This window comes from Nonomuraea sp. NPDC049480 (assembly GCF_044465905.1).
In the GTDB taxonomy this organism is placed as follows: Bacteria; Actinomycetota; Actinomycetes; order Streptosporangiales; family Streptosporangiaceae; genus Nonomuraea.
The window spans coordinates 82,265-107,301 of the sequence record NZ_JBITMD010000023.1 but is presented as its reverse complement, the minus strand read 5'-3'; the positions used below and the strand labels follow the sequence as shown (position 1 = coordinate 107,301).

The window sequence follows — 25,037 nt, the reverse complement described above, 5'->3', positions numbered from 1 at the left end:
AGACTATAGATCAGCGGATCGGCGCGGCCGCACGTGCTCCAGTTTGTCCGGGTTCAGCATCGTGTAGATATCCCTGATGACCCCGTCGCGGAAGTCGATCACCACGAGCTGGTGTCCCTCGCCGACCCGCGTCCAGATCGCCGGCCCGCCGTTGACGTCGACCACCCGCGCCTCCGTGAACTCGTATCGCGAGATGAGCCCCTCCAGGAACGCGAGGACCTTGCGCCGGCCGATGATCGGCCGCAGCGCCGCGCGCACCTTGCCGCCGCCGTCGTTCCAGGCCACGACGTCCTCGTGGAACAGGTCGGTGAGCGCGCTCAGGTCGCCGCCCGCGGCCGCGTCCATGAACTTCATCAGCAGCTTCGCGTGGTCCTCGGAGGACGGCCGGAACCGGTCGCGCCCCTCCGTCACCCGCGCGGAGGCCCGGTGGTGCATCTGCCGGGCGTTGGCCACCGACGAGCCGACGATCTCCGCGATCTCGTCGTACGGCAGCTCGAACGCCTCCCGCAGCACGAACACCGCCCGCTCCGGCGGCGACAGCTTCTCCATCATGTGCAGCGTCGCGTACGAGACGGTGTCGCGCAGCTCGGCCGTGTCCAGCGGCCCCGCCTCCGCCGTCAGTACCGGCTCCGGCAGCCACGGCCCGGTGTACGCCTCCCGCTTCACCCGGGCCGAGCGGAGCTGGTCGAGCGCCAGCCGCGAGACCACGGTCACCAGAAAGCCCCGCGGCTCCCTGATCTCGCTCCGGTCGATGCCCTGCCAGCGCAGCCACGCCTCCTGCACGACGTCTTCCGCGTCCCACATGCTGCCGAGCAGGCGGTAGGCCAGACCGAGCAGCATGGGCCTGTGTTCCTCGAAATCCACGGTTGGCATCATGCCGCGTCGCCGAAGAAGGAGGCGTGCCGGGGCCGCCAGTTGAGCCGGAGCCGCGCGCGGCAGTTGTCGGCGCCCCGCAGCCTGGTCATGTACGCCACCCCGAAGGGGCCGACCGCGAGCCTGGCCAGGAACGCCGGCACCCGCTTGGGCTTGGGCGCGCCGAGCCGGTCCGCGTACGCGGGCAGCCATTCGGCGAAGGTGACCGGCGTGTCGTCCACGACGTTGAGCGCCCCGGTGACGTCCCGGTCGAGTGCGGCCACCACGGCCGTGGCGGCGTCGTGCGCGTGGGTGAACGACATCACCGACCCGCCGTCGCCCACGATCGGCAGCTTGCCCGCCAGCACGGCCTGCGTGGTGGAGCCGTCCTTGTCGTACACCGATCCGGGCCCGGTGAGGTGCCCGAACCGCAGCACCAGCCCGCCTGCCGCCACGGTCCGGCGTTCCAGCTCCTCCAGGGCCGCCACCACAGGCGCGTACGCCTTGGGCGCCTCCCGCCACAGCGGCGCGTCCTCGTCGGCCAGCCCGGGCGCCGGCGCGTAGGCGTAGGCCAGCCCCTGGGAGATGAACCTGGCGCCCGGGGCCGCCTCGATGAGGTTGCGCGTGCCCTCGGTCCGCAGCCGGTTCGTCAGCGCGAACTGCTCGCCGATCTTCCGCGGGTCGATGACCTTGGGGATGGCCGTGAGCAGGTGGACCACCGCGTCCGGGGCGACCTTCCGCACCGCGCGCGCCGTGGCCTCCCGGTCGAGCGCGTCCACGACCACGTCCGCGCCGGGCGACCTGGACAGCGTGACCGCCTCGTGCCCCACCGCTTTCAGCAGCGGCACGAGCTGCCGGCCGATCACTCCCGTGGCGCCCGCGACCAGAACCTTCATGCTTCCTCCCTGTCTCGTAACACCAGCAGGACGGGACAAGAGCGCCGGATGTGACAGTTCATGGGTAGAAATGCCGCGTTAAGCATGATGGGCTGGGCAAGTGGCGAGAAATCTGATCCTGTCAGGAGGCCCGTTCCACGACTTCGCCGCCACGTCGGCCGCGCTCGCGGATGCGCTCGCCGAGGTGGGGGTCGAGTCCGAGATCACCGAGGACATCGCGGGCGCGCTCAGCGAGCCGTCGGAGGTCCAGCTCATCACCGTCAACGCGCTGCGCTGGCAGATGGCCCAGGACCGATTCGCCGACCTGCGCGACGAGTGGCGCTACGCCTTACCGGCGCAGGCCCGTACGACGCTCCTCGACCATCTGGACCGGGGCGGCGGATTGTTGTGCATGCATTCGGCGTCGATCTGCTTCGACGACTGGCAGGGCTGGCCGCGTGTCCTCGGCGGCTGCTGGACGTGGCCCAAGTCCCACCACCCGCCGCTGGGCTGGACGGGCGTACGGATCCACGGCAGGCACCCCGTGGTGGAGGGCCTGCGGGACTTCGACGTGGTGGACGAGGTCTACAGCGACCTCCACATCCTGCCGGACGTCGAGCCGCTGGCCTCGTCGAACGGCCAGCCGCTCGTCTGGGCGCGGCCGGTGCGGCGCGGCCGGGTCTTCTACGACGCGCTCGGCCACGACACCAGGTCGTACGACAACGAGGTCCACCGGACGATGCTGCAGCGGGCGGCGCTCTGGCTGCTGAAGCGGCCGGTCACGATCAGGGAATGACGCACCGGGGCGCCACCCCTTGACCGCTCGGGAGGCAGCAGCGCGGGGAAGGCCGCTTTTTGCCGCCCTGACGGCCAGCCGCGGCGCGCCTGGTGTGAGACTCGGCCAGTTCCTTCTCACGGTGATATTCGGACACCACAGCGGCCACCTCCTCCGGCAGGTCGAAGACGAAATCCACGCCGGGTGTGTCCTGGGGCCAAGCCCAAGTGTGGATTTCGGCCAAATCACGCTCCATCTGCGACAAGGAGCTGGCCACACCGACGCCCTCGGTCTCTCCCGTAGGGCAACGCGACACCCACCGTCCGTTCTCGTAGGTGATGACATAGGTGATCGTCTTGCTCATCGGCTCATCCTTTCAGTGACCGCCTCCAGGCGCTTGAGGGCTTCACGAAACAGGTCGGGGTCGCGGTCCGGGTCGGCAGGGATCATGACGGGAACCGAGATGATGCCATCCTTGATCACACGGAGCGCGCACATGTCGCCCCTGAGAGCGTGTTTGAGAAGATCATCATGGGCGGCATGGCGACCGATGCGATCACTCCCCTGAAGCACGCTCTTACTGTTGAGACGTGCAAGAGACGCTCACGTATCTAGACCAGACATTCATCAACTTTCGGGAGTTCCTCTTCGAGGATCATGCACGTCGCTGGGTCGACATCAAGCGCTTCGGTGTGTCTCACTCGGATGTCGGCGATACCCACCTACTGACGGAGCTGATTGGCAATGAGCAGTTCCGGGACGACTATGCCGGAGGGGGAGTCGAGTCCGACGGGCTTCGCCATGGCCCCTACTGGCTGCGGAACGTGAGCCCGGCCGCATACGTGCGCATGGACGAGATGAGCGCGTACGCCATTCTGCGCGACTGGGCGGCACAGTTCGGCCCTCTTCCTGTGGCTCTGTCCGCCCGGCTGGAGCAGGAGGTTCATCCGCTGGTCGCAGGAGCCACCGAGAGATACCAGCTCACAGATCTCGGTCATGAGGCCTTTCACGACTGGGGCGGGGTTCATATCGACTTTCTCGAACTGGTCTTCATCGACCGCTCCGCCAAGATCTTGTCGCTCCTGGTCGCCGCTGACGACTGAGCGCATGTTCAGGAAGGGCTAGTAGGTCGGCTGCTCAAGGACGTACCGCTGCTGGCGCGTAGCGGAGTTTCCGCGGGTGAGGCGGCGGGCCATGCCGGCGATGGACGCCCCGGCGAGAACCCCCTCTATCCAGTGGATATGCTGCCTGAAGGGTTAGAGGTGTGGCGGTTTCAGTTCTGGCCGGTTGCCGCCCCTGATCGCGCTCTCAGTCAGATGGCTCAGAGGCGGCTGCCTTGATTCCCGAGACTCACGCTGAAGAACTCGCGATCTCAGATGATCCCAAAGCTGCCGCGCGGGCTGCCGGCCTGCGCGGACCTTGACACCCTGCAGGTCCGAGTCCGCGTGCCTCAGAGTGACGTGGTGGCCAGTCTCGACGAATGCGGGGGCATATTCCGCTGTTGGGGGTGCCGTAGCGGCGCGAGCGCCCGGCACGGTGCTTCGAGTCTGCGTTCTTCGGCCAGATGGTGAGCCAATTCCTCCGGAGTCCGGCCGCATCGGACGTTGGACAGGCCGCGCTCTTTGCCCTGCTCCGACAGGAGGGCACGGCGCACGGCGTACCAGCCGCCACCGACCGCATCGGAGATGATCCACTGCCTGCCGTACTCGTTCTTCAGGCTGTCCAGGCTCACACTCATAGCGGCCACTCCGCCCGAGGCTCCGGCTCCTCTTCCAGCGCCGCCCGGACCAGCGCCGACAGCGGATGCCCCTCCCGCAGCTCCGCATAGCGGAACGCGATCCGGCGAACGGCCCGGCCGAGGTCCGCTACCGGATGCCAGGCGTAGACGGCACGCTTGCGCCCCTCGTCCCACCCGGTACGCCACCAGAACCCTTCACCGTCGCACCACACCACCAGGCCCACCCAGACCCAAACCAGCGCCAGTCGGTAACCCTCGTGAACATCGGCCGAAATGCCCCGGGTTTCGAGCTCCGCCCGGAGTCGTTCAGCCGCGGACGACGAATTCCAGCGGCTATCGAATTTCGTGACGTGCAGAGGAAGAGCATCCATGGAGAACAGCATCAAGGAGAGGGAGAGTGCACTCCAGATACACCATGTGGCACTTTACGAATAGAGGTTGATCCGACTATCACAACATGTGGCAGTTGGATCAGGCCTCGACCCCGAGGAAGCTCGCGACCTCGGCATACTCGGCTCTGAGCGCCCGCGCTCGGTCCTCGATGAGCTGGTCGGCCACCCGCCGGGCGAACGGCTGGTACTTGAGCCAGTGCGGCACACGGGCTTTGAGGTCGAGAAGAATTTCCCATGATTCCGCCGCATTCCGCTCGAAGGCATGAGCACCGGCCACATCGAGCAGATATCTGTACCGTGTACTGCTCGACAGATTCCCCGTCGAACGGATTTCGTCATGGATTTCCAGAGCCCGCGTGCTGTCCCCCCGCACCACCGCGTACTCGACGGCCTTGATCTGGATCAGCTCCGGGGAGAACCCAGCGAAGGTGGACGCGCCCCGTGCCGCCCACAGCGGGGGAGCCTCAAGCGGCTGCCCCTCGATGCGATGCGCCCCTGCACGGGCGAGTGTGAGCATGTCTTCGGCTTCATCACCCTGGTTGTCGCGTACGGCTGCCGCCGAGGCCCACAGCAGCAGCCATCCCCAGGTGGCGAACTTCGCGGGGTCACTCGTCGAGAAGCGCGGTTCGATGGCCTGGGCCGTCGCCAGAGCTGCGCGCTGCGCGTCATCGAGCCGCCCTTCCCGGAGGAAGAGCCAGCACTCGTTGAAGACGTGCCACGCGCCCAACAGCGGATCGTCGGCCCGTTCGGCCGTTGTGATCCCCTCCGTGATTGCCTGGTAGGCGAGGTCGTACTGCTGGAGCTGGATCAGCGCCTGTGCCGAGAACTGGAAGGTCTGGGAGAGCAGCGTCAGCGCGGCGCGCTCCTCGTCCGCGCCCCGAGCATCCGCCACCAGCGTGCGCGCCTCCACGAGCAGCGCGGGGATCGTCTGCACCACGGCCCGGTAATCGTCGGCGCGGTACAGGCTGTTCGCCGAGAGGAATGACTCCCGCACCGACCGGTACGAGACCGGTCCGTCTAGGTCGGGCATCTGGACGCCCGCGAGCCCGCGCACGGGCTTGAGCGTACGGCGCAGCGCGAGGAGGTCCGCGTGCACGGTCTCCTCCTGAGGCGAGACCGGTTCGGGGGAAGGCCGGAACAGATCCGAGGTCCGTACGTCGAGCGCTTCGGCCAGCTTGCGGAGCGTCGAGACACGCGCGCTCCTGCGGTCGCCCTGTTCGAGCTTGCGGATCGTGGACACGCTCACGCCCGAGCGTTCTTCCAGCTCCTCCTGAGTGAGGCCCTTGCTCACCCTGATGCGCGCCAGGTTCTCACCGAGGGCCGGTTCTCTCGACAAGATCCAACACCTCAAGGGGGGACGACCTGATCCCAGGGTAACCCGCTGCTCGCAGCCGTCTCCGAAGATCGGCCGAGCCCTCTTGAGGAGCACCCGCCGAAGCCGCTGGGAGTGCCGTGGGTTTGCCCCGGTCTGACCATTGGAGCACCGTGCACCATTTCAGGTGGCAGACCAGCCGGTCCAGCGCGTCACGTCCACAACGATCACAGGGCCGGCGGGGCGGCGCTCGCGATATTGGAGGTATTTGGCCGCCAGCGCGTCGATCGCCGCCTCGCGGTCCGGCCCGGACTCGACGACGCGGGCCGCCCCGTCTGCGCGTACCCACCACAATCGCGACCAGTCGTCGTCGTAATGGTCGACCAGCAGGCTGACCTCAGGGTTCTCCCTGATGTTCCGGAGCCGTCGGAGGTCGGTGGTGGTCTTGGGCTTGTGGTCGATCGCGGTCACCACCCGGTCACCGGCCAGGGCGAACACCACCGGCACCAGGTGCGGTCGCCCGTCGCCGCCCACGGTGGCGAGCCGGGCCACTCGCTCCCCGCCGAACTTCTCCCGCGCCACGCCGTCGTCCATGCACCCAGTGTGTCCGGAACCTACAAGACTGCACCTCAACGCCACGGGCACGATGGCGTCATGAACGTCAACCTATCCCTGATCCCCGGATTCCTGGCCACCCACGGCCGCGTGCTGGACCGCCGCCGCTACGACCTCCTCATGGGCGACGGCGACGCGGACGGCGCGCTGGCGGCCCTGGACGCCTACCGCAACGCCGACGGCGGGTACGGATGGGGCCTGGAGCCCGACCTGCGCTCCCCCGAGAGCCAGCCCGGCGCGGCGCTGCACGCCTTCGAGGTGTTCGAGGACGTCGCCCCGCACACCTCCCCGCACGCCGCGGAGCTGTGCGACTGGCTGGAGAGCGTGACGCTGCCCGACGGCGGGCTGCCGTTCGCGCTGCCGGTCACCCTCGCCGACGGCACCGCACCCTGGTGGGCCGGGAGCGACGGGACCGCCTCGTCCCTGCAGATCACCGCCATCTCGGCGGCCGCCGCCCACCGCGTCGCCGCCCACGACCCGGCCGTCGCCGCGCACCCGTGGCTGGAGAAGGCCACGCGCTACTGCCTCGACGCGATCCAGGCGCTGGAGGAGCGGCCGCACGCGTACATACTGTCCTTCGCCGTGCTGTTCCTCGACGCCGTGTACGACACCCAGCCCCGGGCCGCCGACCTGCTCAAGCGGCTCGGCACGTACATCCCCGCGGACGGCCGGGTGCCCGTCGAGGGCGGCACGACGGACGAGGCGCTGCGGCCCCTGGACTTCGCGCCGCATCCCGGGCACGCCCGCGCCCTGTTCGCCCCCGAGGTGATCGCGTCCGACCTGATGCGGCTGGCCGGCGAGCAGCGGGACGACGGCGGGTGGACCGTGGACTACGCGCGGATCTCCCCTGCCGGGTCCCTCGAATGGCGCGGCGCCATCACCGTCCACAACGTCCAGGTGCTGCAGGCGAACGGCGTCATTTGAGGCGGCGTCATTTGAGCCGGCGTCATTTGAGGCGGCGGGCCGACTCCGACTCCTGGGCCATGCGGCGCAGCGCGTCGAACGCCTTGCCGTACAGGACCGAGCCCAGCACCATGCTCTCCACGGCGGCGTCGCGCGGCCCGTTGAAGGGGACGGTGTCCATCTCGACCTCGGCCACCAGCTTGCGCGCCGCCTCGGCGTACGGACCCAGGTCGATGGGCACGCCCAGCTGGCGCATCCTGACCAGGGTCTGGGCGAGCTCGTCACGGGTGGGGGCTTCGGAGTGCACGGTCCAGCCGAGGTCGTCGATGAGCCGGTCCACCTGGGCACGGGCGGCCCGCCAGTCCTCGCCCGGCTCCGGCTCCACGGTGGGGCCGAGAGCGTAGTGCGCCGTGCCGAACATCTCGTGCATGGGGAGGGACTCGTCGTCGACGGCCGCGATGATCTGCTTGATGGCGGCCACCGGCAGCTTCCCCACCTCGAGGAGAGCGCGGATCAGGCGAAGCCGGCGCAGGTGCGTGTCGTCGTACTCGGCGCGGGTCGCGGCCGTCTGCTCTCCCTGGTGCAGCAGGCCCTCGCGCAGGTAGTACTTGATCGTCGGGATGGCCACCCCGGACCGGGCGCTGAGTTCGGAGATCCGCATCGCTAGATATTAACGCTATCCAGAGCGCGCGACATGGCGGGCGGCGCTGACCAACTCCGGCACGTCGGCCTGGCGGTTCCAGAGGAACACCACCTCCAGCGGCGGGACGTCCTCCTTTATCGGGATGAACGTGAGCGCCTCCGGCACCGACGTGCCCTCGTGGACGCTGAGCGCGTAACCGGCCCCCCGCTCCACCATGTCGATCGCCAGGTCGTGCGTGGCTGCCGCCGGACCGAGGCGGGGGTGGAGGCGGTGGCGTACGAAACCCTCCAGGAAACGGCGGGCGCCCGCCACCGCGTCGGACTCCGGCATGATCAGCGGCTCCGCGGCCAGGTCCGACAGCGACACCATCTCGGACGCCGCCAGGGGATGATCGCGATGGACCAGCGCGCGCACGGGGAAACGGTGGACGAGCATCCGCGCCACGCCCCTCGGCAGCGAGCCGGGCGCGTAGCCGAGTCCGGCCTGCAGGCTGCCGTCCACGATGGAGACGATCTGCTCGGCCGTGCCCATGGGGACCGCCCGCAGGCACAGGCTGTGGATCTGGGAGAGCAGCCGGGCGACCACGTCGGCCAGCCCGTCGGCCACGCCCAGGCGCGCGTTCTGGCCCTTGGTCCGCGCCGCGGCCACGGCCCGCTCGAAGGCGTCGACCGCGACGGTGGCCTGCGCCAGGAACGCCTCGCCCGCCTCGGTGAGCTGCACGCCGCTGGACGAGCGGCTGAACAGCTCGACCCCGATCTCCTTCTCCAGCGCCCTGAGCTGCTCGGACAGCGTGGGCTGGGCGATGTGCAGCGCGGTGGCGGCCCGGCGCAGGCTTCCGGCGCGGGCGATCGCCATCGCGTATCGGACGTGGCGTAAATCCATCGCTCACCTCGGGGTGACGGGTGACGGGTGATGGGCTATCGGTGGATCGCACCTCCGTATTACAAGACGGGACAGCTTCCGTGAAGTTGCGTTGTCACCACAGTGTCGACCAGACCCTAGCAAGCGCTTGGCGTGTTAGCGTGGCGGCGTCCTGAAGAGAGGAGGCCCGCATGCAGCCCTTCGGCGGGCGGGCGGCCGTGGCCGGGATCGGGATGACGCCGCTCACCAGGCGGTCCGGGCGCACGGAGCTGGAGCTCGCGGTCGAGGCGTGCCGGGCGGCCGTCGCCGACGCGGGGATCGGCCCGCGCGACGTGGACGCGGTGCTCAGCTACCACATGAACGACTCCGCGCCCGTGGTTCAGGTCGCCAGGGCCCTGGGGATCGAGCGGCTGGGGTGGCACAACGACATCGCCGGGGGCGGGACGCAGGCGGCGTCGATCCTGGGTGACGCGGCGATGCTCGTGCATGCGGGATTAGCGCGAAATATCGTGATTTATCGGGCGCTCAACGGGCGCTCGGGCAAGCGCATGAACACCGTCTCCACCGGTCCGCAGGAGCGCTTCACCTACGGCCTGGCGGGCCCGATCCCGCTCTTCGCCCTGGCCGCGACCCGCTACCTGCACGACACAGGGCTGACCGAGGAGCACCTGCACGCCGTCGTCGCCCAGTCCAGGGACAACGCCAAGACCAACCCCCGCGCCCTGCGCCGCGAGCCGCTGGAGCTCGCCGACTACCTCGCCCGGCCGTACGTCTGCACCCCGCTGCGCACGGTCGACTGCTGCCAGGAGACCGACGGGGCGTGCGCGCTGGTCGTCAGCGGCGTGCTCGACGGGCCACGCGTGCGGGCGGTGGTGCGTGGAGGCGGACCCGGGTGCTCGTCGATGGACCGCTCGCACGACGTGACGGCGATCTTCTCCGCGTACGTGGCCCCCATGCTCTGGGAGGCGTCCGGCCTGCGGCCGTCGGACGTGGACGTGGCGCTGCCGTACGACGCCTACTCGTGGCTCGTGCCCCGGCAGTTGGAGGACTTCGGGCTGGCCGGGCGCGGGGACCTGGGGGCGTACCTGCTGGAACGCCGCCACGCCTGGGTCAACCCGCACGGCGGCCTGCTGTCGGAGGGCTACGTGCACGGCCTGAACAACGTGGCCCAGGCCGTGCGCGAACTGCGGACGGGGCGTCATGAGGTCGCGCTGGTGACGGGGTTCGGCGGCAGCTACGGGAGCGCCGCCCTGCTCACGAGGTGACAAATCAGCTGAAATGCTGATGACGCCTCCGACATGTACGGGGTGACCCAATCCCGACACCGAGGAGGCCGACCATGGGGACCGCCCGTGGATGACGACCGGAAAACCCGGTTCGAGGCCGTCTACACGCAGACATATGAACAGATCCTCGGTTACGCGATGCGCCGCTGCGACTCGCCCGAGGACGCGGCCGACGTGGTCGCCGAGACGTTCGCCATCGCCTGGCGTCGCGTGGACGCGCTGCCGGCGGGCGGCGAGGCCCGGCTGTGGCTGTACGGCGTGGCCAGGAACGTGCTGGCCAACCACCGCCGCAGCCAGGCCCGGCAGCAGGCCAGGAACGTGTCCCTGGACCTTGACGTCGCAGACCTCTACGCGCGCACCCCCGAGGGCAGCGTCGAAATGGGCGCGATCGCGCGCGCGTTCGGCGAGCTGCTCGGAGACGATCGGGAGCTGCTCGCGCTGATCGCCTGGGAAGGGCTGGACCACGGCCAGATCGCCAAGGTCCTCGGCTGCTCGCGCAACGCCGTGCGCATCCGGCTCTATCGCGCCCGCAAGCGCTTCTCCAAAGCTCTGGCCGGCGCCGGCATCACCGCCAACCGATTCGCTGTGGAGTCCGCATGAACGAGCTGAGCGACCTCGCCAGAATCCGCGACGAGGAACTGGCCGGGCAGGCGTCCGGCGCGGGGGCGCGGGCGCTGCTGGCCTCGATCACCGCCGAGGACCCCGTGCCCGAACGGGTCCGGCCGTCCCGCCGCCGCGCCCGGCGCGTCCTGGTGAGCGTCATGGCCACAGCCGTCCTGGTCGCCGCCGCCCTGATCGGGCCCAGCATCCTCAACGGCCGGGGCAGCGCCACCTCGTACGCCAGCACCGAGCTGGACATCGTCCAGGAGGGCGGCGAATGGGTGGCCCGGATCAAGGACCCGTACGCCGAGGCCGAGAAGTACACCGAGGGGTTCGACGCCGTCGGCCTCAACGTCAAGGTCCAGGTCGTCCCGGCGTCGCCGAGCCGGGCCGGCAAGATGCTCCAGGCCGGCATGGGCGGCGGGGCGATCGGCGAGCGGATGAGCACCGACAGCGAGCCCGGCGGGTGCGATGGAGGGCAACCGGGGTGCGTCCTGGTGATCAAGCTGCCGATCGGTTTCAAGGGCGAGGCGTGGGTCAAGCTCGGCCGCCCGGCCGAGCCGGGGGAGGCGTACGACCTTCCCGGCCGTGCCAACGCCGAGGGCGAGATGCTGGAGGGCATCAAGGTCAGCGGGCGCACCGTGGGCGAGGTGAGGGTCGAGGCGCGGGCGCGCGGGGTGAGCACGGTCCTCCAGGTGATCAGGCCGCACGCGAACTACGAGGGTTACGCCATCCGGCCGGGGGAGCCCGCGCCCGAGGTCGGGAACGACTGGTACGTCTGGGAGGCGGAGTCCGTCCGGCCCGGCGTGGTGCGGCTCCTGGTCACCAAGGAACACCTGCCGAAGAACCCGGTCTACGGCGACGCCGAGCCCCGGGTCGGGTGACCCGGCCGCGAACGTCAGGGGCCGGCGGTGAAGGTCGCGTGGCCGGCCTTCGCCTCGGCCTCCGGCAGCAGGTCGCGGGCCGCCAGCCAGGCCGCCGCCCCCGCCGCGTCGCGCGCCGTCGTCACGCTCTCGCCGGCCAGCAGCTCCGTCACGGCCTGTCGCACGGGCCCCTCGCTGGTCAGCACGCTCCCGGCGAGCACCACAGGCCCGGACACGTGCACCCGCCTGAGCGTGGCGACCAGGTGGCCGGCGGCCTCGTGCACGATGGTGACGGCCATCGGGTCGCCCGCCGCCGCGGCCCGGCTGACGAGCGCGGACAGGCCCGCCAGCCGCGCGCGGTCGGCCTGGGCCAGCCGGACGATGCGGTCGGCCACGTCACGCGGCGTGGCGGGCCGCTCGTCACCGAGGAAGTCCTTCGCCACGAGCGCCACCAGCAGACCGGCCCCCGCATCCGACGCCGCGCCGATCGACTCCAGCGGCGAGTCCGCGCCGATCGCGCCCGTCGTCGCATCGGCGTCGATGGTCTCGACCGGCAGGCCCCGGTCGAAGGCGTCCACGACCGCCATCGCGGCCGCCCGCCCGATCCAGAAGCCCGACCCCGCGTCCCCCAGCAGCCACCCCAGCCCGTCCGCGATCACGTCGAGCTCGAAGTCCACGATCCTGGCCGCCACCGCGCCCGTGCCGGACAGCAGCAGCGATCCGCGGGGCTCCGGCGATCCGGCCGCGTACGCGATCGGCACGTCCCCCTGGAGCCGCGGCCCCTGCGCGATCCCGTGATCGGCCCACACCTTCGCCAGCTCGGGCGCCATCTCGGCCACGTGCCCGGCCACCCCGGCCAGCGACGCCACCACCCGTCCGCCGTCGTGCGAGCCGAGCGCCGCGCCCAGCGCCTCCCGCACGGCCGCCACCGCCTTGGACAGCCCGTGGGCGCTGGGATTGCCCGCCCCCGCCCGCGCGTAGCCCACCCGGGTGCCGTCGAGTGCGTGGACCGCGACGCGCGTCGACGTGGCTCCGGCATCGACGCCGACGACTAGCGATTCAGTCACGGTCCGAGTCTGGGGCTTGACGTGACCGGTAAGCAAGAATAATTTTCGCCAGAAGACCGGGTATTCGGAAGGAATATTCGTGACTTCAGGAGCGCTCGGGCGCATTGAGACGGAACTACCCGGTTTGCCGGAGGCGTTGCGCAGGGTCGGCGAGGTGATACTCGGTGATCCGGCCGAGGCCGCGCGGTCGACCATCATCGCGCTGGCCGAGCGGGCCGGCAGCTCGCCGGCGACCGTGACGAGGTTCTGCCGGGCTTTCGGCTTCTCCGGCTACGCCGAGTTGCGCGTCTCTCTCGCCACCGAGACGGGACGGGCCGCCCAGGCGGGCTGGGGCGCCGGCGTCGGCCACGAGATCGGCCCCGACGACCCGCTCGATGCGGCCGTCGAGGTGATGGCCGCCGCCGACACCAGGCTCATCCAGGACACCGCCGCACAACTCGACCTCGACATGGTCGCCAAGGTGGCCGACGCCATCGTGGCGGCCCCGCGCGTGCTCCTGGTCGGCGTCTCCACCAGCGGGAACGTCGCCACCATGTTCGAGGGCAGGCTGCGCCGCATCGGCATCCCGGGCTGGAGCGCGGGCGACGCGCACGTGGCCCTGTCGGAGGCGGCGCTGCTCAAGGCGGGCGACGTGGCCATCGGCATCAGCCACCGGGGTCGCACTCGCGAGGTCATGGAGTCGCTGGCCGAGGCGGGCAGCCACGGCGCGCTGACCGTCGCGGTCACCTCGTTCGCCCGCTCGCCGCTGGCGGAGCTGGCCGACCTGATCTTAACCACGGCCAGCAGGGAGACCACGTTCCGGCTCGGCGGGCTGGCCGCCGTCCACTCGCAGCTGTTCGTGCTGGACGCCGTTTACGTGGCGATCGCCCAACGCACCTACGAGCGCACGAACGAGGCGTTCGAGCGCACGATCAGCGCCGTGGAGAGCCACCGGGTGGGGAGAGGCTGAATGACGTACGCATCCAAGGTCCTCGACCTGGGTCACCAGGTCGCCGAGAGCCAGGCGGAGCCGGTGAAGAGGGCGGCCGCGCTGGTCGTGGCCTCGATCCGGGCGGGCGGCGTGGTCAACGCGTTCGGCTCGGGGCATTCCGAGGCCATCGCCATGGAGATCGCCGGACGGGCCGGCGGCTTCGTCCCCAGCAACCGCCTCTCGCCCAGGGACCTCGTCCTGTACGGCGGCCGCCCGCCCAGCGTGCTCACGCCGGAGCTGGAGCGGGACCCGGCCGTCGCGCACGAGATCTACGCCCTGGCGCCGGTCGAGCCGCAGGACGTGTTCGTCCTGATCTCCAGCTCCGGCGTGAACGGCGCGGTCGTCGAGCTGGCCACGATCGTCAAGGACCGCGGCCATCCGCTGATCGCGCTGACCTCGGTCAAGCACAGCACGCGGATGACCTCGCGGCACCCGTCGGGCGGCAAGCTGCTCGACCTGGCCGACGTCGTGCTGGACAACGGCGCGCCGTACGGGGACTCCATCCTCGACCTGCCCGGCGGCGGCAGCTACGGTGCGGTGTCCACGATCACCTCGGCGCTGCTGGCGCAGATGGTGGTCACCGAGGCGGTGGACGAGCTCGTGGCGCTGGGCGAGACGCCTCCCGTCTACCTGTCGGTCAACGTGACCGGCGGCGACGAGCACAACAAAGCCCTGGAAAGCCGCTACGCAGGGCGCATCCGACGCGGAACATGAAGAGTCAGGAGTAGCCATATGTCCGACACCCCCCAGATCAGCAGACGTGGGTTCCTGCGCGGCGCAGCACTCGTGCCCGTGGCGGGGACGCTGGCCGCCTGTGCCACACCCGCCTCGCCGCCCGCCGCCACGAGCTCGTCCGCGCCGGTCGCCACCAGCGCGGCCAACCCGTTCGGCGTGGACGCCAAGAAGCCGCTGGAGGTGTGGATCTTCGACGGCGGCTTCGGCCAGGACTACGCGAAGAACATCCACCAGCCGCTGTTCAAGACCAAGTACCCCGGCGTCGAGATCAAGCACAACGCGACCAAGGAGATCACCAAGGTCCTCCAGCCGCGTTTCGCCGGCGGGAACCCGCCAGACGTGATCGACAACTCGGGCGCCAACGCCATGGACTTCGGCGCGCTCGCCCAGGACGGCCAGCTCCAGGACCTCGGCCCGCTGCTCGACGCGCCGAGCTGGGACGACCCGAACGTCAAGATCAGGGACACCCTCGACCAGGCCGTCGTGGAGATCGGGACCTACGACGGCAAGTTCAGCGTGCTCGGCTACGTCAACTACATCTTCGGCATCTGGTATTCGCAGAAGGTGTTCCGCGACAACGGCTGGGCGGTGCCGAAGACCTGGGACGAGTTCCTCAAGCTCAACGACACGATCAAGAAATCCGGCAAGATGGCGCCCTTCACCTATGCCGGGAAGTTCCCGCAGTATCTCTATGAGCCGCTGCTGACCATGGCCGCCAAGATCGGCGGCAACGAGGTGCTGATCAACATCGACAACCTCGAGGACGGCGCCTGGACTTCGGAGCCCATGAAGACCTCGGCCGCGGCCTGGGCCGAGATCGGGGCCAAGTACCTCATGGAGGGCACTGCCGGCCTCGACCACGTGCAGACCCAGACCGCGCAGAACAAGTACAAGGTGGCCATGCTGCCCTCCGGCTCCTGGCTGGAGAACGAGCAGAAGACGACCACTCCGGCCGACTTCGAGTACGGCATGTTCCCGATCCCGGACTTCACCAGCTCGGACAAGCTCCCGTACGGCACCCTGCACACCGCGCCCGGCGAGAACTTCATCGTCCCGTCCAAGAGCCCCAACCCGCAGGGCGGCATGGAGTACCTGCGGGCCATGCTGTCGAAGAAGGCGGCCGGCGACTTCAGCGAGATGGTCAAGACCGTCTCCGTGGTCAAGGGCGCGGGCGAGGGCCGGCAGCTGTCTCCGGGCGCGGCCAGCGCGTCCAAGGCCGTGACGGACGCGGGCTCGAACACCGTGACCTACCGCTGGCAGACCTGGTACGCCCAGCTCAAGGACGAGGCCATCGCCGCCACCGGCGAGCTCATGACCGGCGGGCTCAAGCCGGACGCGTACCTGGAGCGCCTGCAGAAGAAGTCCGACGAGATCAAGAACGACTCCTCGATCAAGAAGTACAAGCGCTAATGATCTTCAACAGGTATCGCCGCGGGCTGTTCATCACCTCGTTCCTGGCAGCCCCGGTGATTCTCTACCTGGTTTACGTCATCTCGCCGTACATCCAGGCGTTCTACATCGCGATGACCGACTGGCGCGGGGTCACGGCCACGCCCACGTTCATCGGCCTGGACAACTTCAAGCGGCTGCTCAACGACGGCACCTTCTGGAAGGCCGTCACGCACAACGGCGCGCTGCTGATCCTGCTGCCGCTGATCACGATCGTCATCGCCTTGTTCTTCGCCTTCCTGCTCAACGTGGGAGGCCCGCAGGGCTTGACGGGGATCCGCGGGTCGAAGTTCTACCGCGTGGTGTTCTTCTTCCCGCAGGTCCTGGCCGTCGCCGTGGTGGCGGTGCTGTTCCAGCAGGTGTTCCGGCCCGACGGCAGCGGCATGCTGAACGGCCCGCTGATGGCGCTGGGGATCTCGCCGATCGGCTTCCTGTCCGACCCTGACGTGGCGTTCTGGTCGGTGCTGGGCGTCATGGTGTGGCAGGCGGTCGGGTTCTACGTCGTGCTGTTCTCGGCCGGCCTGGCCTCGATCCCCAGGGACATGTTCGAGGCCGCGCAGATCGACGGGGCCGGCCGCCTCAGCCTCTTCTTCCGCATCACGCTCCCGCTCCTCTGGGACACCGTGCAGGTTGCGTGGGTCTACCTGGGCATCCTGGCCCTGGACGTGTTCGCGATCGTCTGGGTGATGACCGACCAGCACGGCGGCCCCGACTGGTCGACCACGGTCATGGCCGCCGAGATCTACCGCAACGCCTTCCAGTACTTCCGCTTCGGGTACGCCTCGGCACTGGGCGTCGTGATGTTCTTCTTCACCGTCGGCTTCGCGATCCTCTCGCTGCGCCTCTCGCGGCGCGAAAGAATCGAGTACTGATGACAACGATGACCTCTTGGACGGTGGCGAACTCGCGCAAGCTCGCCCGCCAGGAGCGCAGGCGCCGCCTCGGCCCGCTCGCGGTGCTCACGCACCTCGCGCTGCTGGTGTGGACGCTGCTGACGGTGGTGCCGATCCTGTGGACGTTCCTGGCCTCGGTCAAGAGCGAGGACGAGATCTTCGGCGACGCCTGGTCGCTGCCGGCCGCGCTTCGCTGGGACAACTTCGCCCGGGCGTGGGAGCAGGCGCACATCGGGCAGTACATGCTCAACAGCGTCATCGTGGTGTCGTTCAGCACGTTCGGCACGATGCTCATCGGCTCGATGGCCGCGTACGTCCTGGCCCGCTATCCCTTCCGCGGCAACCGCGCGATCTACCTGCTGTTCGTCTCAGGCCTGGCGTTCCCGGTCTACCTGGCGCTCACCCCGCTGTTCTTCGTCGTCCAGAACATGGGCAACGTGCCGGTCGTCGGCCCGTTCATCGGCCTGAACACGCATGCCGGGCTCGTCCTGGTCTACATCGCGTACTCGATGCCGTTCACCGTCTTCTTCCTGTCGGCCTTCTTCCGCACGCTGCCGACGGCGGTGGGGGAGGCCGCCATGGTGGACGGAGCCTCCCACACTCGCGTGTTCTTCCAGATCATGCTCCCGATGGCCCGGCCCGGCATCATCAGCATCACGATCTTCAACATCCTGGGCCAGTGGAACCAGTACCAGCTCCCGCTGGTCCTGCTCCAGGAACGGGAGAAGTGGGTGCTGACGCAGGGAATCGCCGACATCTCCACCGCTGCCGGATACGACCAGGACTGGTCGGCCCTGTTCGCCGCCCTGACCCTGGCCATCCTGCCGATGCTGGTGGTCTACACGGTCTTTCAACGCCAGATCCAGAGCGGCCTGACGTCTGGAGCCCTCAAGTAGCCGGGGCTTGAGCTGCGGGGAGCCGGACGAGGCGGACCGGCGCCCGGGGCGTCAGTGGCCGAGGAGGGCGATCACTCCGGCGCCCAGTGGGCCGAGCCACTGGGCGATCCGGCCCAGGGCGTCGAGCAACGTGGCGCCGGCGCCGGCGAGCGCTCCGGCACGCTCCAGCCCCGAGGCGAGCTCCTGGAGGTGGTGCCCGGCCTGCTCCCTGTCGGGCGTCTCTCCTCGCACCGCGTCCTCAACCGCGGACAGTTCGCGCTCCGCGTTCTGGCGCTCGGCCGCGGACAGTCTCAGTTCGTCCAGGGCGCTCCTGATGGCTTCCAGATCGGCGTGGAGGCCCTGGTTCGCGATCTGGTGCCCCGCGACGCCGTGGATGTCCCGCCCGGCGGTCTGGTGATGTCCGCCCACGTACTGTGTGCCGCTCCCGGCGTTCACCGGTCCGCTGACGTTCCCGAAACGGAAGGTCTCCGCCATTACCGTCGCCTCTCTCTAACGCCGCGGCCCGCGCCGCCGCCGTCTGTGCTCCTCCATGCGTTTGCGCGCGGCCTTGGACATGGACGAGCCGATCGCCGCGAGCACCCCACCGGCCACGAAAAGACCGAAACCCGCGGGCGCCTGGGGGATTCCGGGAATCAACTCCTGCGTGAACGGATCCGAGAAATCATTCGAGGTCATGGCACCCAAGATGAGGGACGCCCAAACGCCGAACCCTGCCAGAGCGATCATCGAGCCGAGGATCAAGAGCACACGCCCGAACCCTTTTCCCTGGAAGATCTCGTCGAACGGCTCATAATCTGAGTTGACTTGAATGTCGTAATTGTCGCCATAAATGTCTCTGCCGGCACTCTGGTGATGTCCGCCCACGTACTGGATGCCGCTTCCCGCGTTCACCGGCCCGCGTACGTCCCCGAACCCGTAACCTGCCGACGAAGCCGCCGCGGCAGGTTGCACAAACCGCAGCTCCGCGTACCCTATCCGCAGTCGGTCCCCGTCGTGGAGCGCCTGACCATCGACGATCTTGTGGCCGTTGACCCAGGTCCCATTTCGCGACCCGAGATCGTTGATGACCACGTGGTCGCCGTTCCGGTCGAGCGATGCGTGCCGCCGGCTGACCCCGTCGACCTCCAGCAGGATCCCTGAACCTCGCATGCTGCCGATTTCGGTGTGCCCGCCGGGAATGTCGAATTTGATCCCGGCCATTCCCCTGCTGACAACGAGCAGCTGGGGCTGAGAGCCCATGCGCACCTCCCCTTGGCGCCGACCTCCGAATCACGAACAGCACAATTAAAGCAAATAATAGGCTCGATCTGCCCGGGCATTTGTAAGAACCGCCGAATTCTCGCAATAGGACGGTTCCGAAATGAAGAGCCGGGTTGAAAACGGTTCGCGGTGAGGTCTGGCGGTGTGGTTGGCTGCCTGCCATGACATCAGCATGGGTAGGCGAGCGCGTGCGCCTGCGCGCCACGGAGCCCGAGGACTGGGAGGCGTTCCAGGCCTTCGAGGAGAACTCGGACGCGGTCAGGAACGGCTGGCGCCTCCACCCGCCCACCTCGGCCGCGCATGCGAAGAAGCGGGCCGCCGAGGTGGCCGAGGAGGCGCTGGACCTCGACACGTTCAGGCTGGTGATCGCCACCAAGGACGACAACGCCCCGGTCGGCTCGCTCAACACCCACTCGGTGGACCGCGACCACGGCGTCTTCGGGTACGGGATCTCCATCGGCACGCCCCACCACCGCAAGGGCTACGCCGGCGACGCCATCGTGATCCTGCTGCGCTACATGTTCTTCGAGCGCCGCTTCCAGAAGGCCGAGGCGTGGGTCTACAGCTCCAACGAGCCGTCGCTGGCGCTGCACCGGCGGCTGGGGTTCGTCGAGGAGGGCCGCCGGCGCAGGAGCCGCTACGCCAACGGCCGTTACGATGACGAGTTCTTGTTCGGCATGATGATCGAGGAGTTCACCGAGCGCTACGCCTGAAGCTCGGCCCGGAGCTTGCGGGTCGCGGTGACCACGTTCGCCAGTGCGGCCTCCACCTGCTCGTACGTCCGCGTCTTGAGCCCGCAGTCCGGGTTGACCCAGATCCGCTCCACGGGCAGCGCCCGCAACGCCCTCCGCAGCAGCTCCTCGACCTCCTCGGGACCGGGCACGCGTGGCGAGTGGATGTCGTAGACGCCCGGCCCGAGCCCGCGCCCGAACGTCTCCACCGCCCCCAGGATCCGCGCCCCCGACCGGGCGGACTCGATCGTGGTCACGTCCGCGTCCAGCCCGTCGATGGCGGCCAGGATCTCGCCGGCGTCGGAGTAGCACAGGTGCGTGTGGATCTGCGTGCGGTCGCTCGCCCCCGACGTGGCCCGCCGGTACGCCGCCACCGCCCACTCCAGGTAGTCGTCCTGGGCCGCCCGGCGCAGCGGCAGCAGCTCACGCAGCGCCGGCTCGTCCACCTGGATGATCGACACCCCGGCGGCCTCCAGGTCGCGCACCTCCTCCCTGATGGCCTCTGCCACCTGGAACACCACGTCCCGCAGCGGCAGGTCGTCACGGCGGAACGACCAGGCCACGATCGTGACCGGCCCGGTGAGCATGCCCTTGACCGGCTTGTCCGTGAGCGACTGCGCGTACGCGGCCCACCGCACCGTGATCGGCTCCGGCCTGCCGACGTCGCCGTGCAGGATCGGCGGGCGGGTGCAGCGCGAGCCGTATGACTGGACCCAGCCGTTCCTGGTGACCGCGAAGCCGTCGAGGTGCTCGGCGAAGTACTGCACCATGTCGTTGCGCTCGGGCTCACCGTGGACGAGCACGTCGAGGCCGAGCCGCTCCTGCACGCGGATGACGTGCTCGATCTCGGCCTCGACCCGCCGCTCGTACTCCTCCCGCGCCAGCGTCCCCGCGGCCACGGCCGCCCGGGCCGCGCGCAGCTCGCCGGTCTGCGGGAACGAGCCGATCGTGGTGATCGGCAGCGCGGGCAGCCGCAGGTGCTCGGCCTGCGCCGCCGCCCGCACCGCGTACGGTCCTCGCCCTTCCGCGGCCACCGGCCCGGCCAGCGGCACGGACGGCCCTTCGAACACCGTCTCCCGGCGCTCGGCGGCCGCCAGCGCCACCACCTCGGCCACCTTCTGCTCCGCGAACGCCAGCCGCGCCCGCAGCGCCGGATCCAGCTCGGTCTCGGCCGCCACGTCGTAGGGCACGTGCAGCAGCGAGCACGACGTGCTCACCGTCACCCGCGAGGCCCGGACGCCGGCCAGCGCCGCCAGCGCCCGCTCGGCCGAGGTCCGCCACACGTCCCGCCCGGACACCACCCCCGCGACCACGGTCTTCCCGGTCAGATCGGTCACCGGCACGCCGCCCCGCACCAGATCGACCCCGATCGCCTCCACCGGCGTGCGCGCCAGCACCGGCAGCGCCTCCCCGAGATCACCGAAGTAGGACGCCACGAACAGCCCCGGCCGCGAGCCCACCGCCCCCAACCGCTCATAGGCGGCCCGCACGGCGGCCAGTTCCTCCGGTGTCCTGTCCTGTGCCAGCGCCGGTTCGTCCAGCTGCACCCACGCGATGCCCTCGGCGGCCAGTGCGCCGAGCAGCTCCTCGTAGCAGGACAGCACGTCGTCCAGCCGCTCCAGCGCCGACGCCAGCAGCAGGAACGTCACCGGCCCGACGACCACCGGCCGCGTCTCGAAGCCGAGCGCCCGAGCCTCCCGCACCTCGCCCAGCGGCTTGCCCGCGTCCAGTTTGAACACGGTGTCCGGGCCGATCTCCGGCACGATGTAGTGGTAGTTCGTGTCGAACCACTTGGTCATCCGCAGCGGCGCCAGCCCCTGGGTGCCCCTGGCCATCGCGAAGTAGGGGTCCTCGGCCGCGCGATACCGCTCCGGCACCGCGCCGAGCAGCATCGCCGTGTCGAGCACCTGGTCGTACAGCGAGAACGTGTTCGACGGCAGACCCTCCAGCCCGAGCTCGGCGAGCCTGCGCCAGGTCCGCTCCCGGATCGCGGCGCCCACCCGGTCGAGCTCCGCCCGGGTCGAACGCCCGTCCCAGTACGACTCCAGCGCTCGCTTCAGCTCCCTCCGCGGCCCGATCCTCGGGTACCCCAGCACGGTCGACTTGGGGAACGGCGACATCGTCATCAACTCCTCGGCACACTCGATTGATCGGTGCGATCGTGCCGAGTACCCGCCAGATCGTGCACCATGTATTGGTGCTGCTTATGCTCAGAGAGCTCGACTGCTTCGCCAGGGTCGCGGACCGCCTCAGCTTCTCCAATGCCGCCGCCGATCTGGGCATGTCGCAGCCCGCCATGAGCCAGGCCATCACCCGGCTCGAACGCGCCACCGGAGTCCGCCTCTTCGACCGCACCGCCCGCGAGGTAAGGCTCACCGGCGCGGGCAAGACGCTGCTGCCGTACGCGGAGCAGGCGCTCGACGCGGCCCGGGCGTTCACCGCCGAGGCCGCCCGGCTCGCCCGCCCGACCATTCACCTTGCTTATCCGCCTCTGGTCGGCACACTGGCGGCGCGCATCGTCAGACGCCTCGCGAGCCGCAGCCCGTCGATCGGCGTGGAGCTGCGGGTCGCCGGCCGCGCGACGGCGGCCCAGGCGCTGGCGGCCGGCGAGGTCTCGGCCGCGATCCTGTCCACCCCGGCCCCCGCCCAGTTCGTCACCGCGGTCCGCTTCCACGTGACCGTCGACCACCTCGCCGTCCCCGCCGGCCACCGCCTGGCCTCCAGCCCCAAGGTGACCGCGGACCAGCTGATCGGCCAGGTCATCCTCACCCCGGGCACCCGCCCGTGGCCCGGCCTGCCGGGCCGCTCCCGCATGGTGCCCGACGACGACTTCGCCGCCGCCCTCGACCTGGTGGCCGCCGGCGCGGGCCTGCTGCCGATCCCGCACCTGCTGGCCAGGACCATCCGGCGGGACGACGTCCGCTTCGTCCCGCTGGACGCGGGCGACCTGCGCATCACGTACGCGCTGGCCTGGTCGAAGGAGCGGGTCACACCGGAGCTGATGGCTCTGGTCCAAGCCGTTCAGGACGCGCTGTGGACGAGGTGAGGTTTCACCGGCTCGATGACGTGCGGCAGGTCGCATGCCACTCCAGGAGGAACGCGAAGGTCTCTCGTGATATCAAATCTGTCGGATTTTGATATACTCATGGCGTAGTCCCGACCGGCAAGGAGACGCCATGCGCACGGTGATCGACATAGACGAAGACCTCTTCGACGAAGCCGCCGAAGAACTCGGCACCAAGGGCCGCAAGGCCACCGTCAACGCCGCCCTGGAGCATTTCGCCCGCCGCCGCCGGCAGAGAGAGGCTGTAGCCGCGATCCTGTCGATGGACCTCGACTACAGCGCCGAACCATGGCAGACCGACCACAAGAACCACCCGGGCGAGTGCGCGTGACCGTATATCTCGTCGACAAGTCCGCATGGGAGTGGGGGCGCCGGGACCCCGCCGCCAACGCCGACTTCGCCCAGATCGTGGCCGACCGCGACACCATCCTAGCCGCCTGTCACCTGACAACCTTGGAGCTGGCCTACTCCGCCCGCAACGCCGCCCAGCACGCCACCGTCATCGCTCAGCAGCGCAAGAACCTCTTGTGGCTGCCCGTCACCGAGGTGGTCATGGATCGGACGCTCGACATCGTCGCTCTGCTGGCCAAGCGCGGCCAGCACCGCACACCCGTCCCCGACGTGATCATCGCCGCCACGGCGGAGGCATACGGGGCGACCATGCTGCATGTCGACTCCGACTACGAGCTGATCGCGGCTGTCACCGGCCAGCCAGTCCGCAGACTCGCCACCAACACTTAGAGGGCTTCCTCTAGCGCCTGGCGCCGAATCTTCTCACGGATGGGATATAACGCCGGGCCGCCTCTATACGCGAGCAAGAGCCCACGATGATGTCGCGGGCGGTACGCGAACGTGTTCAAGTGACCGGCAGGTTCTTCAGCGCCTCACGGCGGCTCAGACCGGAGATGCCCTTGGCCTTGACGTAGCGGATCACCTCGTCCGGGTTGGTCTTGGCGTATTCGCGTAACGCCCACCCGATGGCCTTGCGGGCGAAGAAGTCGTTGTCGGACAGGCTCGGCTCGATGCACGCGTACAGCAGGGCCGTGTCCGTGCGCTCCTTCAACCGGTTCTGGCACAGGATCGCGGTGCGCCGCTTCCACAGGTCCTCGCCGTGCGCCCACTCCAGCATGAGCGGCCGCATCGAGTCCGGGTACGCGGTCAGCAGGCCGCCCATGCGGTGTGTGGCCAGCTCGTCCACCAGGTCCCACCAGGCGCCGGTGACGATCATCTCCTCGTACATCGGAACCGTGTAGAGGGTCTGGAAGCGCCGGTAGAAGTGGTGCCCGGACAGCTCGATGGCGGCGTAGCGCTCCTCGCGGTATTCGGCCTCGCGCCACAGCGACAGCACCGCCTTCCGCCACTCCGGCGCGCTCTCGAGGCGGTGCTCGGCGAACACCTTCCGCAGCGCGGCCCGCCGCGGCACGGCCTGGACGCCGAGGAACGGCATCGCGGACTTCATGTACGCCCGCATCGTCTCCGCCTTGTCCGGCTCGGCCGCGCCGTGCAGTGCCAGCCGGACCGCCATGTCCAGGCTCATCCGTTGCGCTGAGTCGTGCGTTCGCCCGTGGCGACACCGTCGAACAGCACGGTGATGTAGTGCTCGGCCAGGCCGCTCGTGTTGAGCCTGCCGCCCGGGCGGAACCAGCGGACCGCCACCCAGATCGTGTCGCGGATCATCCGGTAGGTCAGCTTGGGGTCGACGTCGCGCCGGAACTGCCCGGCCGCCTGGCCCGCCTTGATCTGCGTCACCCAGATCTGCTCGACCTCGTCCTCGGCCTTGACCAGGTAGTTGAACCGCTCGAACTGCCGCAGGTAGTTCCAGTCGTTCTGCATGACGGTGATCGCGGCACGGTGCGGCTCCAGGGTGCCGAAGCCGATGCGGACCATCTCCGACAACACGGTGCGCGGGTCGGCGCTGGTGTCGACGGCGGCGCGGTAGCGGGCGATGAGGTCGTCGAGGAAGGTGGACAGCACCTCGTCGACGATCGTCTCCTTGGAGTCGAAGTGGTGGTAGAGGCTTCCTGAGAGGATGCCCGCCTCGTCGGCGATCTCGCGTACTGTCGTCGCCTGGAAGCCCTTGCGCGCGAAGAGCTCCGCGGCGAGCTTGACGAGGTGGTCACGACGCTCGGACGCCGACCCCGTTGAGGTGGCGCGCTGGCGCTTCGCCGGTGTGGTGGTGGCGCCGGAGTTCTTTCGCGTGGTCACGACACCATTATGGGCCCATGGGCAATCGCTTGTTCACTTAACTGGCCCAGCT

The 25,037-nt window shown here is 69.4% G+C and carries 31 protein-coding genes; 15 read left to right on the top strand and 16 right to left on the bottom strand.

Features of this window, described 5'->3' with window-relative positions:
- Positions 1 to 3: 3 nt before the first annotated feature.
- Together ACIBX3_RS45240 and ACIBX3_RS45235 are read right to left on the bottom strand one after the other, a co-directional pair.
- Positions 4 to 873: an RNA polymerase sigma-70 factor gene (locus ACIBX3_RS45240; protein WP_397126903.1), complete on the bottom strand. Its 870-nt coding sequence runs from the start codon at positions 871 to 873 to the stop codon at positions 4 to 6.
- Positions 873 to 1,748 carry an NAD-dependent epimerase/dehydratase family protein gene (locus ACIBX3_RS45235; protein ID WP_397126825.1) on the bottom strand — a complete coding sequence of 292 codons (876 nt, stop codon included), beginning with the start codon at positions 1,746 to 1,748 and terminating at the stop codon, positions 873 to 875. Before ACIBX3_RS45235 ends, ACIBX3_RS45240 begins: the two co-directional genes overlap by 1 nt.
- A 100-nt stretch (positions 1,749 to 1,848) precedes the next feature.
- Here ACIBX3_RS45235 and ACIBX3_RS45230 point away from each other — a divergent pair, with 100 nt between their 5' ends.
- Complete coding sequence (locus ACIBX3_RS45230) at positions 1,849 to 2,523, top strand: ThuA domain-containing protein (protein WP_397126824.1); 675 nt, start codon at positions 1,849 to 1,851, stop codon at positions 2,521 to 2,523.
- Here ACIBX3_RS45230 and ACIBX3_RS45225 read toward each other — a convergent pair.
- Together ACIBX3_RS45225 and ACIBX3_RS45220 are read right to left on the bottom strand one after the other, a co-directional pair.
- A complete protein-coding gene (locus ACIBX3_RS45225) occupies positions 2,513 to 2,866 on the bottom strand; it encodes a hypothetical protein (protein ID WP_397126823.1) in 354 nt (117 codons plus the stop codon). The two genes, ACIBX3_RS45230 and ACIBX3_RS45225, sit on opposite strands and share 11 nt — an antisense overlap.
- Positions 2,863 to 3,075, bottom strand: a complete 213-nt coding sequence (locus ACIBX3_RS45220) for a hypothetical protein (protein ID WP_397126822.1) — start codon at positions 3,073 to 3,075, stop codon at positions 2,863 to 2,865. Before ACIBX3_RS45220 ends, ACIBX3_RS45225 begins: the two co-directional genes overlap by 4 nt.
- A gap of 17 nt (positions 3,076 to 3,092) precedes the next feature.
- On the opposite strand from ACIBX3_RS45220, the gene ACIBX3_RS45215 reads away from it, so the two are divergent.
- Positions 3,093 to 3,605 carry a hypothetical protein gene (locus ACIBX3_RS45215; RefSeq protein WP_397126821.1) on the top strand — a complete coding sequence of 171 codons (513 nt, stop codon included), beginning with the start codon at positions 3,093 to 3,095 and terminating at the stop codon, positions 3,603 to 3,605.
- A 347-nt stretch (positions 3,606 to 3,952) separates the two neighbouring features.
- Here ACIBX3_RS45215 and ACIBX3_RS45210 read toward each other — a convergent pair whose 3' ends face one another.
- The 4 genes from ACIBX3_RS45210 to ACIBX3_RS45195 all read right to left on the bottom strand — a co-directional run bounded on the left by ACIBX3_RS45210 (position 3,953) and on the right by ACIBX3_RS45195 (position 6,538).
- Entirely contained in the window at positions 3,953 to 4,240 is a 288-nt protein-coding gene (locus ACIBX3_RS45210) for a hypothetical protein (protein WP_397126820.1), read from the bottom strand.
- Complete coding sequence (locus ACIBX3_RS45205) at positions 4,237 to 4,623, bottom strand: hypothetical protein (protein WP_397126818.1); 387 nt, start codon at positions 4,621 to 4,623, stop codon at positions 4,237 to 4,239. The genes ACIBX3_RS45210 and ACIBX3_RS45205 overlap by 4 nt, the downstream gene beginning before the upstream one ends.
- An 88-nt stretch (positions 4,624 to 4,711) precedes the next feature.
- Positions 4,712 to 6,061: a helix-turn-helix domain-containing protein gene (locus ACIBX3_RS45200; RefSeq protein WP_397126816.1), complete on the bottom strand. Its 1,350-nt coding sequence runs from the start codon at positions 6,059 to 6,061 to the stop codon at positions 4,712 to 4,714.
- 66 nt (positions 6,062 to 6,127) lie between these two features.
- The gene (locus ACIBX3_RS45195; protein WP_397126815.1) at positions 6,128 to 6,538 is read right to left on the bottom strand and encodes a TIGR03668 family PPOX class F420-dependent oxidoreductase; all 411 of its coding nucleotides are present in this window, start codon (positions 6,536 to 6,538) and stop codon (positions 6,128 to 6,130) included.
- A gap of 60 nt (positions 6,539 to 6,598) precedes the next feature.
- On the opposite strand from ACIBX3_RS45195, the gene ACIBX3_RS45190 reads away from it, so the two are divergent.
- Positions 6,599 to 7,483, top strand: a complete 885-nt coding sequence (locus ACIBX3_RS45190) for a hypothetical protein (protein ID WP_397126814.1) — start codon at positions 6,599 to 6,601, stop codon at positions 7,481 to 7,483.
- Between the two features lie 22 nt (positions 7,484 to 7,505).
- Here ACIBX3_RS45190 and ACIBX3_RS45185 read toward each other — a convergent pair whose 3' ends face one another.
- A complete protein-coding gene (locus tag ACIBX3_RS45185; RefSeq protein WP_397126813.1) occupies positions 7,506 to 8,123 on the bottom strand; it encodes a MerR family transcriptional regulator in 618 nt (205 codons plus the stop codon).
- A 15-nt stretch (positions 8,124 to 8,138) separates the two neighbouring features.
- Positions 8,139 to 8,987: a LysR family transcriptional regulator gene (locus ACIBX3_RS45180; protein ID WP_397126812.1), complete on the bottom strand. Its 849-nt coding sequence runs from the start codon at positions 8,985 to 8,987 to the stop codon at positions 8,139 to 8,141.
- A gap of 170 nt (positions 8,988 to 9,157) precedes the next feature.
- Between ACIBX3_RS45180 and ACIBX3_RS45175 the strand changes: the two genes are divergently transcribed.
- From ACIBX3_RS45175 to ACIBX3_RS45165, 3 genes are all read left to right on the top strand, one after another.
- Positions 9,158 to 10,231, top strand: coding sequence for a thiolase C-terminal domain-containing protein (locus ACIBX3_RS45175; RefSeq protein ID WP_397126811.1), 1,074 nt, complete (start codon positions 9,158 to 9,160; stop codon positions 10,229 to 10,231).
- An 87-nt stretch (positions 10,232 to 10,318) separates the two neighbouring features.
- Positions 10,319 to 10,852: an RNA polymerase sigma factor gene (locus tag ACIBX3_RS45170; RefSeq protein ID WP_397126810.1), complete on the top strand. Its 534-nt coding sequence runs from the start codon at positions 10,319 to 10,321 to the stop codon at positions 10,850 to 10,852.
- Positions 10,849 to 11,736 carry a hypothetical protein gene (locus tag ACIBX3_RS45165; RefSeq protein ID WP_397126809.1) on the top strand — a complete coding sequence of 296 codons (888 nt, stop codon included), beginning with the start codon at positions 10,849 to 10,851 and terminating at the stop codon, positions 11,734 to 11,736. Before ACIBX3_RS45170 ends, ACIBX3_RS45165 begins: the two co-directional genes overlap by 4 nt.
- A gap of 14 nt (positions 11,737 to 11,750) precedes the next feature.
- Here the strand turns inward: ACIBX3_RS45165 and ACIBX3_RS45160 are convergent, their stop codons facing one another.
- Positions 11,751 to 12,782 carry an N-acetylglucosamine kinase gene (locus ACIBX3_RS45160; protein ID WP_397126808.1) on the bottom strand — a complete coding sequence of 344 codons (1,032 nt, stop codon included), beginning with the start codon at positions 12,780 to 12,782 and terminating at the stop codon, positions 11,751 to 11,753.
- A gap of 79 nt (positions 12,783 to 12,861) precedes the next feature.
- On the opposite strand from ACIBX3_RS45160, the gene ACIBX3_RS45155 reads away from it, so the two are divergent.
- Genes ACIBX3_RS45155 through ACIBX3_RS45135 form a run of 5 tightly spaced genes read left to right on the top strand, consistent with a single transcriptional unit; the run spans position 12,862 to position 17,725 of the window.
- The gene (locus ACIBX3_RS45155) at positions 12,862 to 13,731 is read left to right on the top strand and encodes a MurR/RpiR family transcriptional regulator (protein ID WP_397126807.1); all 870 of its coding nucleotides are present in this window, start codon (positions 12,862 to 12,864) and stop codon (positions 13,729 to 13,731) included.
- Positions 13,732 to 14,466: a sugar isomerase domain-containing protein gene (locus tag ACIBX3_RS45150; protein ID WP_397126806.1), complete on the top strand. Its 735-nt coding sequence runs from the start codon at positions 13,732 to 13,734 to the stop codon at positions 14,464 to 14,466.
- Positions 14,467 to 14,484: 18 nt separating this feature from the next.
- Complete coding sequence (ngcE, locus tag ACIBX3_RS45145; RefSeq protein ID WP_397126805.1) at positions 14,485 to 15,897, top strand: N-acetylglucosamine/diacetylchitobiose ABC transporter substrate-binding protein; 1,413 nt, start codon at positions 14,485 to 14,487, stop codon at positions 15,895 to 15,897.
- The gene (locus ACIBX3_RS45140) at positions 15,897 to 16,808 is read left to right on the top strand and encodes a carbohydrate ABC transporter permease (RefSeq protein WP_397126804.1); all 912 of its coding nucleotides are present in this window, start codon (positions 15,897 to 15,899) and stop codon (positions 16,806 to 16,808) included. Before ngcE ends, ACIBX3_RS45140 begins: the two co-directional genes overlap by 1 nt.
- Complete coding sequence (locus ACIBX3_RS45135; protein ID WP_397126803.1) at positions 16,808 to 17,725, top strand: carbohydrate ABC transporter permease; 918 nt, start codon at positions 16,808 to 16,810, stop codon at positions 17,723 to 17,725. The genes ACIBX3_RS45140 and ACIBX3_RS45135 overlap by 1 nt, the downstream gene beginning before the upstream one ends.
- 51 nt (positions 17,726 to 17,776) lie before the next feature.
- Here ACIBX3_RS45135 and ACIBX3_RS45130 read toward each other — a convergent pair whose 3' ends face one another.
- Together ACIBX3_RS45130 and ACIBX3_RS45125 are read right to left on the bottom strand one after the other, a co-directional pair.
- A complete protein-coding gene (locus ACIBX3_RS45130; protein WP_397126802.1) occupies positions 17,777 to 18,199 on the bottom strand; it encodes a hypothetical protein in 423 nt (140 codons plus the stop codon).
- A 15-nt stretch (positions 18,200 to 18,214) separates the two neighbouring features.
- Positions 18,215 to 18,964, bottom strand: coding sequence for an FHA domain-containing protein (locus ACIBX3_RS45125; protein WP_397126801.1), 750 nt, complete (start codon positions 18,962 to 18,964; stop codon positions 18,215 to 18,217).
- A gap of 182 nt (positions 18,965 to 19,146) precedes the next feature.
- On the opposite strand from ACIBX3_RS45125, the gene ACIBX3_RS45120 reads away from it, so the two are divergent.
- Positions 19,147 to 19,698 (top strand): GNAT family N-acetyltransferase, encoded by a 552-nt coding sequence (locus tag ACIBX3_RS45120; RefSeq protein WP_397126800.1) that lies wholly within the window; start codon positions 19,147 to 19,149, stop codon positions 19,696 to 19,698.
- On the opposite strand, the gene metE is transcribed toward ACIBX3_RS45120, so the two are convergent.
- Positions 19,689 to 21,836 (bottom strand): 5-methyltetrahydropteroyltriglutamate--homocysteine S-methyltransferase, encoded by a 2,148-nt coding sequence (metE, locus tag ACIBX3_RS45115; RefSeq protein WP_397126902.1) that lies wholly within the window; start codon positions 21,834 to 21,836, stop codon positions 19,689 to 19,691. The genes ACIBX3_RS45120 and metE overlap by 10 nt on opposite strands.
- A gap of 86 nt (positions 21,837 to 21,922) precedes the next feature.
- Here metE and ACIBX3_RS45110 point away from each other — a divergent pair, with 86 nt between their 5' ends.
- The 3 genes from ACIBX3_RS45110 (at position 21,923) to ACIBX3_RS45100 (ending at position 23,521) form a co-directional block, all read left to right on the top strand.
- A complete protein-coding gene (locus ACIBX3_RS45110; protein ID WP_397126901.1) occupies positions 21,923 to 22,762 on the top strand; it encodes a LysR family transcriptional regulator in 840 nt (279 codons plus the stop codon).
- 130 nt (positions 22,763 to 22,892) lie between these two features.
- On the top strand, positions 22,893 to 23,111 hold the full coding sequence (locus tag ACIBX3_RS45105; RefSeq protein ID WP_397126799.1) for a type II toxin-antitoxin system VapB family antitoxin: 219 nt from the start codon (positions 22,893 to 22,895) through the stop codon (positions 23,109 to 23,111).
- Positions 23,108 to 23,521: a PIN domain-containing protein gene (locus ACIBX3_RS45100; protein ID WP_397126798.1), complete on the top strand. Its 414-nt coding sequence runs from the start codon at positions 23,108 to 23,110 to the stop codon at positions 23,519 to 23,521. Before ACIBX3_RS45105 ends, ACIBX3_RS45100 begins: the two co-directional genes overlap by 4 nt.
- Positions 23,522 to 23,636: 115 nt before the next feature.
- Here the strand turns inward: ACIBX3_RS45100 and ACIBX3_RS45095 are convergent, their stop codons facing one another.
- Together ACIBX3_RS45095 and ACIBX3_RS45090 are read right to left on the bottom strand one after the other, a co-directional pair.
- The gene (locus ACIBX3_RS45095) at positions 23,637 to 24,305 is read right to left on the bottom strand and encodes a DNA alkylation repair protein (RefSeq protein WP_397126797.1); all 669 of its coding nucleotides are present in this window, start codon (positions 24,303 to 24,305) and stop codon (positions 23,637 to 23,639) included.
- A gap of 8 nt (positions 24,306 to 24,313) precedes the next feature.
- Positions 24,314 to 24,985 (bottom strand): TetR/AcrR family transcriptional regulator, encoded by a 672-nt coding sequence (locus ACIBX3_RS45090; protein ID WP_397126796.1) that lies wholly within the window; start codon positions 24,983 to 24,985, stop codon positions 24,314 to 24,316.
- Positions 24,986 to 25,037 lie beyond the last annotated feature (52 nt).

Coding starts and splice junctions, on each gene's coding strand:
- ACIBX3_RS45240 (WP_397126903.1), bottom strand. CDS start 873: ATGCCAACCGTGGATTTCGAGGAACACAGGCCCATGCTGCTCGGTCTG.
- ACIBX3_RS45210 (WP_397126820.1), bottom strand. CDS start 4,240: ATGAGTGTGAGCCTGGACAGCCTGAAGAACGAGTACGGCAGGCAGTGG.
- ACIBX3_RS45135 (WP_397126803.1), top strand. CDS start 16,808: ATGACAACGATGACCTCTTGGACGGTGGCGAACTCGCGCAAGCTCGCC.
- ACIBX3_RS45225 (WP_397126823.1), bottom strand. CDS start 2,866: ATGAGCAAGACGATCACCTATGTCATCACCTACGAGAACGGACGGTGG.
- ACIBX3_RS45180 (WP_397126812.1), bottom strand. CDS start 8,987: ATGGATTTACGCCACGTCCGATACGCGATGGCGATCGCCCGCGCCGGA.
- ACIBX3_RS45120 (WP_397126800.1), top strand. CDS start 19,147: ATGACATCAGCATGGGTAGGCGAGCGCGTGCGCCTGCGCGCCACGGAG.
- ACIBX3_RS45165 (WP_397126809.1), top strand. CDS start 10,849: ATGAACGAGCTGAGCGACCTCGCCAGAATCCGCGACGAGGAACTGGCC.
- ACIBX3_RS45095 (WP_397126797.1), bottom strand. CDS start 24,305: ATGGCGGTCCGGCTGGCACTGCACGGCGCGGCCGAGCCGGACAAGGCG.
- ngcE (WP_397126805.1), top strand. CDS start 14,485: ATGTCCGACACCCCCCAGATCAGCAGACGTGGGTTCCTGCGCGGCGCA.
- ACIBX3_RS45130 (WP_397126802.1), bottom strand. CDS start 18,199: ATGGCGGAGACCTTCCGTTTCGGGAACGTCAGCGGACCGGTGAACGCC.
- ACIBX3_RS45235 (WP_397126825.1), bottom strand. CDS start 1,748: ATGAAGGTTCTGGTCGCGGGCGCCACGGGAGTGATCGGCCGGCAGCTC.
- ACIBX3_RS45150 (WP_397126806.1), top strand. CDS start 13,732: ATGACGTACGCATCCAAGGTCCTCGACCTGGGTCACCAGGTCGCCGAG.
- ACIBX3_RS45125 (WP_397126801.1), bottom strand. CDS start 18,964: ATGGGCTCTCAGCCCCAGCTGCTCGTTGTCAGCAGGGGAATGGCCGGG.
- ACIBX3_RS45195 (WP_397126815.1), bottom strand. CDS start 6,538: ATGGACGACGGCGTGGCGCGGGAGAAGTTCGGCGGGGAGCGAGTGGCC.
- ACIBX3_RS45110 (WP_397126901.1), top strand. CDS start 21,923: ATGCTCAGAGAGCTCGACTGCTTCGCCAGGGTCGCGGACCGCCTCAGC.
- ACIBX3_RS45140 (WP_397126804.1), top strand. CDS start 15,897: ATGATCTTCAACAGGTATCGCCGCGGGCTGTTCATCACCTCGTTCCTG.
- ACIBX3_RS45205 (WP_397126818.1), bottom strand. CDS start 4,623: ATGCTGTTCTCCATGGATGCTCTTCCTCTGCACGTCACGAAATTCGAT.
- ACIBX3_RS45185 (WP_397126813.1), bottom strand. CDS start 8,123: ATGCGGATCTCCGAACTCAGCGCCCGGTCCGGGGTGGCCATCCCGACG.
- metE (WP_397126902.1), bottom strand. CDS start 21,836: ATGTCGCCGTTCCCCAAGTCGACCGTGCTGGGGTACCCGAGGATCGGG.
- ACIBX3_RS45175 (WP_397126811.1), top strand. CDS start 9,158: ATGCAGCCCTTCGGCGGGCGGGCGGCCGTGGCCGGGATCGGGATGACG.
- ACIBX3_RS45190 (WP_397126814.1), top strand. CDS start 6,599: ATGAACGTCAACCTATCCCTGATCCCCGGATTCCTGGCCACCCACGGC.
- ACIBX3_RS45105 (WP_397126799.1), top strand. CDS start 22,893: ATGCGCACGGTGATCGACATAGACGAAGACCTCTTCGACGAAGCCGCC.